Genomic DNA, 10,940 nt, shown 5'->3' with positions numbered 1-10,940 from the left:
CGCGAAGGGCCCCGGAGCCGGACGGCTCCGGGGCCCTTCGTCATTTGCACAGTCTGCAAGTCTTGCAGGCTGTGCAAATTCTGCGTAGAGTGCAACGCATGGAGAGTCCGGAACAGCGCCGTGAGCGCCGCCGGGCCGAGAAGCGGCAGGCCATCCGGCTGGCCGCGGTGCGGCTGGCGCTCGACGAGGGCCTCGACGCCGTGACCGTCGAGGCCGTCAGCGCGGCGGCCGACATCTCGCCCCGCACGTTCTTCAACTACTTCGCCTCCAAGGAGGAGGCGCTCGTCATGGAGCCGATCTGGCGGCCGGACGACATCGTCGCCCTGCTCGCCGACCGGCCGGCCGACGAGCCCGCCTTCCTGTCGCTCAAGACGGTGGCCCGGGAGCTCGCCGTGCGCGTGCGCCCGGTCTGGGACACCATGCAGCCGTTCATGGAGCTCAACAACCGTTACCCCGAACTGGCCGCCAGGGCGCGCGCCGCCGACCAGACCCAGATCATGGAGACGGTCCTCGGCGCCGTGCGGGCCAGGCCCGGAGTGACCGGCGGCATCCACGCCCGGATGCTGCTCATCACGACGTTCGGCGCGATGATCTCGGCCATCCAGGAGTCGGCGGCCACGGACGAGCCGGTCGAAGAACTGCTCGACGAGGCGTTCGCACTGCTCGAACGCGGACTCTGACACCTCCGAAAAACAAAGCGGCGATCGGGGTGGCACCCCCGACCGCCGCGGATTCCTCCTGCCCTCGCGAAAGAAGCAAGGAGACAACTGAATGGTATCGACAATCGCCCAGGAGGCCCCACCGCGGCGCGGCCTCCTGCTCAGCATGGGCTCGCTCCTGCTGTGCCTGTTCCTGGCCGCCGTCGACCAGACGGTGGTGGCCACCGCCACCCCCACCATCGTGGCCGAGCTGAACGGCCTGGAGAACGTGTCGTGGCTGGTCACGGCCTTCTCCCTGACCTCCGGCATCGTCGCGCCCCTCTACGGCAAGCTCAGCGACATGTACGGCCGCCGCCGCCTGTACCTGTCGGCCATCGCCCTGTTCCTCGCCGGCTCGGCCCTGTGCGGACTCGCCCAGACGATGGCCCAGCTCATCGCCTTCCGCGCCTTCCAGGGCATCGGCGCCGGCGGCCTGATGGTGCTGACCCTGGCGATCTCGGCCGACATCGCCACCCCGCGCGAGCGCGCCAAGTTCCAGGGGCTGTTCGGGGCGGTGATCGGCGTGGCCGCCGTCCTCGGGCCGGTCATCGGCGGCTACCTCACCGAGCACGTCTCCTGGCGCTGGATCTTCTACATCAACCTGCCGCTCGGTGCGGTCGCGCTGGCGGTCGCGTTCGCCGTGCTCCGGCTGCCGCGGCGCAGCTCGCCGCACCGGATCGACTGGCCGGGGGCCGCGCTGATCTCCGGGGTGCTGACCTGCCTGACGCTGTTCGCCTCGTGGGGCGGGACGACGTACGCGTGGACCTCGCCGGTCGTCGTCGGGCTGGGCGTGGGGGCGGTCGTGCTGGCGGGGCTGTTCGTGCTGGTGGAGCGGAGGGCGCAGGAGCCGGTGCTGCCGCTCGGGCTGTTCCGCGACCGCACGCTCACGATCGCCACGGCGACCATCGTGCTGATGGCCACCGGGATGGTGGGGGCCGCCACCTTCCTCCCGCTCTATCTGCAACTGGCCGCCGGGGCCAGCGCGTCGAACTCGGGGCTGCTGCTGCTTCCCCTGATGGCGGGCATGATCGCCGCCTCGGCCGTCGCGGGGCGGCTGGTGACCCGGCTGGGGACGTACAAGTGGGTCGTGGTGACCGGGGCGGCGCTGGCGACGGTGGCCGCGTTCCTGTTCTCGACCATGGGGCTGGGGACCGGGGCGGTCACGTCCGGGCTGTACATGGTGCTGTTCGGGGTCGGGCTCGGCATGGTGCTGCAGAACCTGATGCTGGCCGTCCAGGTCAGCGCGCCCGCCGCCGACCGGGGCGCGGCCACGTCGGTGGTGTCCTTCGCCAGGAACGTGGGCGGCGCCGTGGGGGTGGCCGTGCTCGGGGGCGTCTTCAGCGGCAGGCTGGGGCAGGCGGCCCTGGTCTCGGGGGGCGCGGGTGCGGTGCCCGAGTCCGTACGGCCGGCGTTCGCCGAGGCGGTCACCGGGGTCTTCGCGTGGATCACGCCGGTCATGCTGGTCGGGGTCGTGCTGCTGGCCTGCCTGCCGAACGTGCGCCTGCACCGCGACGCCTGACCCCGTACGACGCGGGCTCCACACGAAACCACCCCAGAGCCCGCGTCACCCCCCATCTGCCGAAATTTCACACCTAAGTTGCATCAGCCGTTGAGTGTCGGGAAGATGCAGATTCTGCGACAGTCGGTGGATGGGGGAGCAATGCGGCGAGTCGCCTCTGGCCTGACGGCGCTGGCCGTCGCCGCCGCGCTGACCGCGTGCTCGGCCGCCGCGGGCGACCGGGCCACCCCCGAGGAGCCCGCGCAGGACGGCCCCACCAGCTCCGCGCAGCCCACGCAGTCCGGCGCGACCTCCCGCACCGGCCAGAACCAGAACCTGGTCTTCTACGCCGACGGCAAGCAGGGCCAGGCCCTGGCGGCCGTCAAGCGCGCCGGCGGCACGGTCGTCGAGGAGGACGGCAAGCTCGGCTACGTGCTCACCCAGGGCGGCGGCGACGGTTTCGCCGAGAGCGTCGGCGCCGACCCGGCCGTCGTCGGCGTCTCACCCGACCGCCGCGTCATCGGCTCCACCTCCTCCCGCGCCGCCCGCCCCGCGGGCAGGGGCTTCCCCGACGCCGGATCCATTGCCGGGAAGGGCCTGGCCCAGGAGCCCCTGGCCCACCTGCAGTGGGACATGAAGATGATCGGCGCCGACCGGGCCAACGCCAAGGCCCCCGGCGACAAGAAGGTGCTGGTCGGCGTCATCGACACCGGCGTCGACGGCAAGCACCCCGACATCGCGCCCAACTTCGACCGCGAGCTGAGCCGCAACTTCGTCACCGACAAGCCCAAGGACGAGCGCGGCGAGACCCTGGACGGCCCCTGCGAGGTCCCCTCCTGCAAGGACCCCGTGGACGAGGACGACGACGGCCACGGCACCCACGTTGCCAGCACCATCGCCTCCCCGATCAACGGCATCGGCATCGCCGGCGTCGCCCCGGACGTGCGGATCGTCAGCATCAGGGCCGGCCAGGACTCCGGCTTCTTCTTCCTCAAGCCCAGCCTCGACGCCCTCACCTACGCCGCCGACATCGGCGTGGACGTCGTCAACATGAGCTACTACGTCGACCCCTGGCTGTTCAACTGCGCCGCCAACCCGGCCGACACCAAGAAGGAGCAGCTCGAACAGCGGGCCGTCGTCGTCGGCATGCAGCGCGCCCTCGACTACGCCCGCGGCAGGGGCGTCACGCTCATCTCGGCCCTCGGCAACGGCTCCACCGACCTCGGGCACCCCACGGCCGACAAGCAGAGCCCCGGCTACCCGCGCGGCGACGAGAAGACCCGCAAGATAGACAACTCGTGCGTCAACGTGCCTGCCGAGTCCAAGGGCGTGATCTCGATCTCCGCCGTCGGGCCGTCCGGACGCAAGGCCGTCTACAGCGACTACGGCCTGGAGCAGACCGACCTGGCCGCCCCCGGCGGCGACGCGCTGGACGGCAAGGGCGCGCAGGCCAGCCGGTCGATCCTGGCCGCCGCCCCCGAGCATGTGCTCAAGGCCGGCGGCCGGATCGACGCCTCCGGCAAGCCCAAGGGCGCCGACGTCGTGCGCGACTGCCACAAGGGCGCCTGCTCCTACTACCAGTATCTCGACGGCACCTCCATGGCCGCCCCGCACGCCACCGGCGTCGCGGCCATCCTGATCAGCCGGTTCGGCAAGCCCGGCCCCGGCGGCCTGTCCATGGACCCCGCCACCGTCGAGGACCTGCTCTACCGGACCGCGACGCCCGTGGCCTGCCCGACCCCGCGCGCCTACGTCTACAAGGTGTACGGCGAGAACGAGACCCATCAGTGCGAGGGCGACCAGGCCAAGAACGGCTTCTACGGGCACGGCGTGGTGAACGCCTGGAAGGCGGCCACCATAGAGCCATGATGTACCGCCTGCTCGCGGACGCGGTGATGGTGACGCACTTCGCCTTCCTCGCCTACGTGGCCGTGGGCGGGTTGCTGGCCTGGCGGTGGCGGCGGACGATCTACCTTCACCTCGCGGCCGTCGGCTGGGCCGTGGTGACTCTCGTCACTCACGTGGACTGCCCGCTGACCGTCGCCGAGGACTGGGCGCGGCGCAGGGGAGGGCTGCCGGGCCTGCCGCCGAGCGGCTTCGTCGACCATTACCTCGAAGGTGTCGTCTACCCTGAACAGTACGCGAACTTGGTACGGCTCGGACTCGCCGTTCTCGTGTTGTTCTCCTACGCCGGGTACGTTCTCCGTCGTCAGTGACTGCCAAGTGGTCTGTACCAATTAAGGTAGGACTCGTGACTCGTCGCGCGAAAATCGTCTGCACCCTAGGCCCAGCCACTTCGTCCAAAGAACGCCTCCACGAGCTGATCTCCGCGGGCATGGACGTGGCACGGTTCAACCTCAGCCATGGCAACCATGACATGCACAGAGAGGTCTACGACCGGGTCCGGGAGGTGGCGGCCGACCTCGGCCGCGGCGTAGGCGTGCTCGCCGACCTGCAGGGCCCCAAGATCCGCGTCGGCACCTTCGAGGAAGGGCCGGTGCGCCTCGGCTTCGGCGACGTCTTCACCATCACCACCGAAGACGTGCCCGGAGACCGCGAGCAGGTCTCGACCACCTACAAGGGCCTGCCCGGCGACGTGCGTCCCGGCGACAAGATCCTGGTCGACGACGGCCGCCTGGTCCTGGAGGCCACCCGCGTCGACGGCGACCGCGTCATCACCCGCGTCGTCATCGGCGGCATGATCTCCAACAACAAGGGCCTCAACCTGCCGGGCGTCAACGTCAGCGCGCCCGCGCTCACCGACAAGGACGAGGCCGACCTGCGCTGGGCGCTGCGCACCGGCTTCGACATGATCGCGCTGTCCTTCGTCCGCCGTCCCTCCGACGCCGACGTCGTGCGCAACATCATGGAGCAGGAGGCCGTCCGCCTGCCGCTGCTCGCCAAGATCGAGAAGCCGCAGGCCGTCGACCGCCTGCCGGAGATCGTCGAGGCCTTCGACGGCATCATGGTCGCCCGCGGCGACCTCGGCGTGGAGCTGCCGCTGGAGCAGGTGCCGATCGTGCAGCGGCGCATCATCGGGCTGTGCCGCGAGAAGGCCCGCCCGGTCATCGTCGCCACCCAGATGCTCGACTCCATGATGAGCGCCCCGCGCCCCACCCGCGCCGAGGCCAGCGACGTCGCCTACGCCGTCATGGACGGCGCCGACGCCGTCATGCTGTCGGGCGAGACGTCGGTCGGCAGCTACCCGATCGAGTCGGTCGCGACGATGGACCGCATCGCCTGCGCCGCCGAGAAGTCGTCCCTGCACGCCACCCACAGCCTGGAGCGCCTGCCGGAGACCACCGGCGGGGCCATCGCCAGGGCCGCGGCCGAGGTCGGCGCGATCGTCGGCGCCAAGGCGCTGATCGCGTTCACCATGTCCGGCGAGACCGCCCGCCGCCTGGCCCGCTACCGCTCGCCGATCCCGCTGCTGGCCTTCACCTCGGCCCCGCACGTGCGCGGGCAGCTGTCGCTGACGTGGGGCGTGGAGACGTTCCACGTGCCGTTCGTGCACCACACCGACGACATGGTGCGGCAGGTGGAGGCGTCGCTGCTGTCGCTCGGGCGGCTGGAGAAGGGCGACAAGGTGGTCATCGTGGCCGGCTCGCCTCCCGGCACGCCGGGCAGCACCAACGCGCTGCGGGTGCACACCATCGGCTCCGCGGTCTCCCACGCGAACTGACCCGCCCACGCTCCGCGCAGGCTCGCCCGGACGGGTGAGCCTGCGCCGGGACGTCCTGTGGCCCCCTCCGTGGCGACGGCCGGCGGAGAGGGCCCTGACGGTCAGTGGGCGTGCAGGGCGGCGTTCAGGGTGATGCCCGAACCCGTGCGGGGCAGGGCCTCCACCGCGCCCGACTGCGAGTTGCGGCGCAGCAGGATCCCGTTGGAGCCCGACAGCTCCGCCGCCTTGACCACCGTGCCGTCGGGCAGCGTGACCCGCGTGCCCGCGGTCACGTAGAGGCCCGCCTCCACCACGCAGTCGTCGCCCAGCGAGATGCCGATGCCCGCGTTGGCGCCCAGCAGGCAGCGCTCGCCGATCGAGATGACCTGCTTGCCGCCGCCCGACAGCGTCCCCATGATCGAGGCGCCGCCGCCGACGTCGGAGCCGTCGCCGACCACCACGCCCGCCGAGATGCGCCCCTCGACCATCGAGGTGCCCACCGTGCCGGCGTTGAAGTTCACGAAGCCCTCGTGCATGACGACCGTGCCCGACGCCAGGTGGGCGCCCAGCCGCACCCGGTCGGCGTCGGCGATCCGCACGCCCTCCGGCAGCACGTAGTCGACCATCCGCGGGAACTTGTCCACCCCGTACACCGTCACCGCGCCCTTGGCCCGCAGGCGCAGCCGGGTGCGCTCGAAGCCGGGCACCGGGCACGGCCCGAAGTTGGTCCACACCACGTTGGCCAGCAGGCCGAACTGGCCGTCCAGGTTCACGCCGTGCGGCCGGACCAGCCGGTGGGAGAGCAGGTGGAGCCGCAGGTAGACGTCGTGCGCGTCGACCGGCGGCTCGGAGAGCTTGGCGACGCCCGTGCGCACCGCCACCACCTCGACGCCCCGCGCCGCGTCGCGGCCGGTCAGCGCGGCCAGCTCGCCGGCCTCCTCGGCGGAGATCCGCTCGGTGCCCGTCGCGGGCGGCTCGCCCAGCTCGGGAGCCGGGAACCAGGTGTCGAGAACGGTGCCGTCGTCGGCGATGGTGGCGAGGCCGACGCCGAACGCGCCGGTCGAGGTGGGATCGATTGCAGTCACGAGCCAAAAATACCGGGCGCCCGCTCAGCCCAAGGAGCCCAGGTCCGCCGACAGCCACCGCTCGGGCCGCATCCGGAACGTCACCAGGACGTGCAGGTCCGAGCCGTGCACGTACCCCGTCACCGCCTCCTGCGGCAGGTAGCGGGCGGCGATGCGGGTCAGCTCCTCGATCGTCGTGGGGTCGGAGCGCACCACCGGGCCCTCGACCGACACGTACCGGTAGGTCGGGCTGACCCGCTGGACCAGCATCGTGAACCGGCCCGCCTTCGCCACCAGCCGCGCCTTGCGCGACTCGCTGTCGGTCAGGAACCTGATCTCGCCGCCGGGGCTGTAGTCGTACCAGACGGGCACGGCCAGTGGCGACCGCCCCGCGCCCGTCTCCACCGCCAGGCTCGCGATGTGCGGCTCGGCCAGGAACGTCTCCCGCTCGGTCACGCTCAACGGCATCCCCCGCCACCCCCGTCTCGTCCGTCGCAACTCGTCACAGAGGACTGTTCCCGGCGAACCGCCCGCGAAATCCCGCCCGGCCGCCGCTCCGGCTCTTGATCGCTCCGGCGCCCGCACCGGTGAAAACCACTCGCACCGCCGCGAGGGTGCCGCCATCATCGACAGGTTGGCCACCCGCGGGCCTGCGGGGCCGGCCGGGTGGGTTCTTCGACGATGACGGGACATCGCCTTGGCAGACATCATCGAGCTCAACCGGCGGTCGGTGCGGGCCACCGTCGACCTGGTGAACACGATCAGGCCCGCCGACCTCGACCGGCCGACGCCCTGCGCCGGATGGGCCGTCCGCGACCTGCTGGCACACCAGATCGTGCAGAACCACGGCTTCGCCCTGGCGGCCTCGGGCACGCGGTCGGAACTGGCGAGCTGGCAGCCGCGCCCCCCGGGCGAGGACCACGTGGCCGAGTACGCCGCCTCCGCGCAGGCCGTCGTCGCCGCCTTCGCCGCGGACGGCGTGCTCGACCGGGCCTTCTTCCTGCCCGAGATCCGCGACGGCGGCCCGTTCCCGGCGGCCATGGCGATCGGCTTCCACTTCATCGACTGCGTCGTGCACGCCTGGGACTTCGCCAGGGCGCTCGGCGTGCCGCCCGGCATCGACGACGACCTCGCCGCGGCCGCTCTCCCGCTGGCCGCGCAGGTGCCCGACACGCCGGAGTCGCGCGGTTCGGGGAAGGCGTTCCTGCCCGGTGTCGAGCCCGGCGGCGCCGCCACGGCCCTCGACCGCGTGGTCGCCCTCCTCGGCCGCTCGCCCTCCTGGACGCCCTGACCCGGTCAACGTTTTCGGGCCTGCCCGTCGATCCGGCAGTCAGCGGGTGGAGAACGAAAAACCGCCCGGCCTATGAGGGAGCCGGGCGGTCAGGCCGGTGCCCCGGGTGGGATTCGAACCCACACTGTATGGATTTTGAGGCCATCGACTCTGCCGTTGGTCTACCGGGGCGACTTCGTCCGGTTTGTGATCTCGCAGCGTAATGCCCGAGGCCGCACCGGCGTGGATCTAATCTACCGGACGTCTGTACTCTTCTGCTCGTGAGTACGCAGCGGCGAGTAGTGATCGCGGAAGACGAGGCCCTGATCCGCCTCGACCTCAAGGAGATGCTCCAGGAGGACGGTTACGTCGTCGTGGGCGAGGCCGGTGACGGGGAGCAGGCGATCCAGCTCGCCGCCGACCTGCGGCCCGACCTCGTCATCCTCGACGTGAAGATGCCCGTGCTCGACGGCATCTCGGCGGCCGAGCGCATCGTGGCCGACCGGATCGCGCCGTGCCTCATCCTCACCGCCTTCTCCCAGCGTGACCTGGTGGAGCGGGCCCGCGACGCGGGGGCGATGGCCTACCTGGTCAAGCCGTTCACCAAGGCCGATCTGGTGCCGGCGATCGAGATGGCGGTCAGCAGGCACGAGGAGATGGTGGCGCTCAGCGCGGAGGTGTCCAGCCTTTCCGAGCGGCTGGAGACCCGCAAGCTGGTCGAGCGGGCCAAGGGCCAGTTGATGGCCCAGCACGGCTGGACCGAGCCGCAGGCGTTCCGGTGGATCCAGAAGGCGTCGATGGACCGGCGGCTGAGCATGCGGGAGGTTGCTCAGATCGTTATAGACGACGCGGCCGAGCGGGCATGAAAAGCGCCTATATCAGGTGATTTAGCCCCGCGGGTTGTGGCACGGTCACGACTGGGCATCCAACCGGCTTCGGCTTCTTTCTGCGCAGGCGTCCCGGCGCATGCTGATGGGCGGACGGAAGGTCCGCTCATCTCGAACGGAGACGCTTTCGATGATCCGCATTTCCCGCGCCCTGGCCGTCGCCACAGCGGCGAGCCTGGCACTGGCGGCGTGTTCGACCGGCGGCACGACCGCCGGGACGGGCGCCACCGGCGCCGCGTCCGTGAAACCATCCTCGGCCGCCGCGGTCAAGGGGGACGGCACGCTGACGATCGGCACCGTGCTGCCCCAGACGGGCAATCTCGCGTATCTGGGACCACCCGAGTTCGCCGGGGTCGACCTGGCGCTCAAGGAGATCAACGACGCCGGGGGAGTGCTCGGCAAGCCGGTGGCGAAGATCGACACCGACTCGGGCGACACCACGACCAACATCGCCTCGCAGTCGGTGGACAAACTGCTCGGCCAGAAGGCCGACGCGATCATCGGCGCGGCGTCCTCGTCGGTGTCGGAGTCGATCGTGGACAAGATCACGCGGGCGGGCGTGGTGCAGTTCTCGCCGGCCAACACCTCTGACAAGTTCACCACGATCAACGACCAGGGCCTGTACTTCCGCACGGCGCCGCCGGACAAGCTGCAGGGCCGCGTGCTGGGCGACCTGGTGGCCGCGGACGGCAACGACACGGTCGCCGTCCTGGCGATGCAGGACTCCTACGGCTCCGGCCTGGCCGACCAGGTGACCAAGACGGCCGAGGAGGCCGGCGCGAGCGTGGTCGAGCGGGTCGACTACGACCCCAAGGCGGCCGAGTTCTCCGCGGACGTGGCCAAGGTCAAGGCCAAGAACCCGAAGGCGATCGTGCTGATCGGCTTCGAGGAGACGGCGAAGGTCGTGCAGGAGCTGGTCAAGCAGGGCCTGACGGCCGACAAGGTCAAGTGGTACATGGTGGACGGCAACATGTCGAACTCCAACTACCTCAAGATGCCCAAGGGCACGCTGAAGGGCGTGAAGGGCACGATCCCGGGCGCCGCGGCCCCGGAGGCGTTCCAGAAGCGGCTGCTGACGGTGAACCCGAAGCTGACGAACTACACCTACGCGGCGGAGTCGTACGACGCGACGACCCTGATCGCGCTGGCGGCCGAGGCGGCCAAGGACGACTCGGGCACCGCGCTGGCCCCCAAGCTGATCGAGGTCAGCAAGGGCGGCGAGAAGTGCCAGGACTTCAAGTCGTGCGCCGACCTGCTCAAGGCGGGCAAGGACATCGACTACGACGGCGTGAGCGGCCCGGTGGACTTCAACGACGCCGGTGACCCGTCGGTCGCGACGATCGGCGTCTACCAGTACGACAAGGACAACAAGTACGACGCGGCCAAGGCGCTCGAATATCGCAAGGGCAACATCGCCGGCTAGGCGCTGGCGGCACCCCAAGCCGGACAACCCGCCATACAACCACCCCAGTCCCGAAATTTCGGGCTGGGGTGGTTGATATGGAGTCATGGCCGTAACGCTGATGAAACATGCAATTACAGAGGGTGATTGCGACATTACAAATTAGCATAAAAGTACCCGAAATCCCCACATCTCCCCGTCAAAGAGGCATGCTGAGCTCGGAAAACGCAGCGAGGGAGATCGTTCCCCCGCTGGGAATAAGGGGAGTCTCTTTTATGATCCGCATTGCTCCAGCAGGGCGCTTCCTGGCCGTCGCGGCAGCGGCGAGCCTGGCCCTGACGGCCTGTGGCGGCGGTGGCGACACGGCCGCGCAGCAGACCACGTCCGCGGCGCCGTCCTCGTCGGCCCCGGCCACCCAGACGGAGGCGGCCAAGGGCGACGGCACGCTCACGATCGGCAC

Annotated in this window: 10 protein-coding genes, 1 tRNA gene and 1 pseudogene; 9 read left to right on the top strand and 3 right to left on the bottom strand. The window is 70.5% G+C overall.

Annotated features, from left to right (window positions below; translation table 11 throughout):
• The first annotated feature begins 98 nt into the window (after positions 1–98).
• The 5 genes from ACWCSD_RS37435 (at position 99) to pyk (ending at position 5,878) form a co-directional block, all read left to right on the top strand.
• Positions 99–680 (top strand): TetR/AcrR family transcriptional regulator, encoded by a 582-nt coding sequence (locus ACWCSD_RS37435; protein ID WP_387666563.1) that lies wholly within the window; start codon positions 99–101, stop codon positions 678–680.
• A gap of 91 nt (positions 681–771) precedes the next feature.
• Positions 772–2,217 (top strand): MDR family MFS transporter, encoded by a 1,446-nt coding sequence (locus ACWCSD_RS37430; protein WP_449922062.1) that lies wholly within the window; start codon positions 772–774, stop codon positions 2,215–2,217.
• Between the two features lie 141 nt (positions 2,218–2,358).
• A complete protein-coding gene (locus ACWCSD_RS37425) occupies positions 2,359–4,065 on the top strand; it encodes a S8 family peptidase (protein ID WP_449922060.1) in 1,707 nt (568 codons plus the stop codon).
• A complete protein-coding gene (locus ACWCSD_RS37420) occupies positions 4,062–4,412 on the top strand; it encodes a DUF2784 domain-containing protein (RefSeq protein ID WP_449922058.1) in 351 nt (116 codons plus the stop codon). Before ACWCSD_RS37425 ends, ACWCSD_RS37420 begins: the two co-directional genes overlap by 4 nt.
• Positions 4,413–4,447: 35 nt before the next feature.
• Positions 4,448–5,878, top strand: a complete 1,431-nt coding sequence (gene pyk / locus ACWCSD_RS37415; protein ID WP_352327603.1) for a pyruvate kinase — start codon at positions 4,448–4,450, stop codon at positions 5,876–5,878.
• Positions 5,879–5,979: 101 nt separating this feature from the next.
• Here the strand turns inward: pyk and dapD are convergent, their stop codons facing one another.
• Together dapD and ACWCSD_RS37405 are read right to left on the bottom strand one after the other, a co-directional pair.
• Complete coding sequence (gene dapD, locus ACWCSD_RS37410; RefSeq protein WP_397162113.1) at positions 5,980–6,942, bottom strand: 2,3,4,5-tetrahydropyridine-2,6-dicarboxylate N-succinyltransferase; 963 nt, start codon at positions 6,940–6,942, stop codon at positions 5,980–5,982.
• A gap of 24 nt (positions 6,943–6,966) precedes the next feature.
• Positions 6,967–7,389 (bottom strand): pyridoxamine 5'-phosphate oxidase family protein, encoded by a 423-nt coding sequence (locus ACWCSD_RS37405; RefSeq protein WP_358293840.1) that lies wholly within the window; start codon positions 7,387–7,389, stop codon positions 6,967–6,969.
• 229 nt (positions 7,390–7,618) lie between these two features.
• Here ACWCSD_RS37405 and ACWCSD_RS37400 point away from each other — a divergent pair, with 229 nt between their 5' ends.
• On the top strand, positions 7,619–8,212 hold the full coding sequence (locus tag ACWCSD_RS37400) for a TIGR03086 family metal-binding protein (RefSeq protein WP_397162112.1): 594 nt from the start codon (positions 7,619–7,621) through the stop codon (positions 8,210–8,212).
• A gap of 98 nt (positions 8,213–8,310) precedes the next feature.
• Here ACWCSD_RS37400 and ACWCSD_RS37395 read toward each other — a convergent pair.
• A tRNA-Leu gene (locus ACWCSD_RS37395) sits at positions 8,311–8,383 on the bottom strand.
• An 89-nt stretch (positions 8,384–8,472) separates the two neighbouring features.
• Between ACWCSD_RS37395 and ACWCSD_RS37390 the strand changes: the two genes are divergently transcribed.
• The 3 genes and pseudogenes from ACWCSD_RS37390 to ACWCSD_RS37380 form a co-directional block, all read left to right on the top strand.
• Positions 8,473–9,057: an ANTAR domain-containing response regulator gene (locus ACWCSD_RS37390; RefSeq protein WP_352327599.1), complete on the top strand. Its 585-nt coding sequence runs from the start codon at positions 8,473–8,475 to the stop codon at positions 9,055–9,057.
• Positions 9,058–9,208: 151 nt separating this feature from the next.
• Positions 9,209–10,501: an ABC transporter substrate-binding protein gene (locus ACWCSD_RS37385; protein WP_358293837.1), complete on the top strand. Its 1,293-nt coding sequence runs from the start codon at positions 9,209–9,211 to the stop codon at positions 10,499–10,501.
• Positions 10,502–10,755: 254 nt separating this feature from the next.
• A pseudogene (locus ACWCSD_RS37380) lies at positions 10,756–10,940 on the top strand (ABC transporter substrate-binding protein); the annotation flags it as partial.

This window comes from Nonomuraea sp. NPDC001684 (genome assembly GCF_053596515.1).
This window is presented reverse-complemented; position numbering and strand designations above follow the sequence as displayed.

Bases quoted from the DNA above. Each gene is read 5' to 3' on its own strand.
- ACWCSD_RS37425 (WP_449922060.1), top strand. From the start codon at position 2,359: ATGCGGCGAGTCGCCTCTGGCCTGACGGCGCTGGCCGTCGCCGCCGCG.
- ACWCSD_RS37405 (WP_358293840.1), bottom strand. From the start codon at position 7,389: ATGCCGTTGAGCGTGACCGAGCGGGAGACGTTCCTGGCCGAGCCGCAC.
- ACWCSD_RS37435 (WP_387666563.1), top strand. From the start codon at position 99: ATGGAGAGTCCGGAACAGCGCCGTGAGCGCCGCCGGGCCGAGAAGCGG.
- ACWCSD_RS37430 (WP_449922062.1), top strand. From the start codon at position 772: ATGGTATCGACAATCGCCCAGGAGGCCCCACCGCGGCGCGGCCTCCTG.
- ACWCSD_RS37385 (WP_358293837.1), top strand. From the start codon at position 9,209: ATGATCCGCATTTCCCGCGCCCTGGCCGTCGCCACAGCGGCGAGCCTG.
- ACWCSD_RS37420 (WP_449922058.1), top strand. From the start codon at position 4,062: ATGATGTACCGCCTGCTCGCGGACGCGGTGATGGTGACGCACTTCGCC.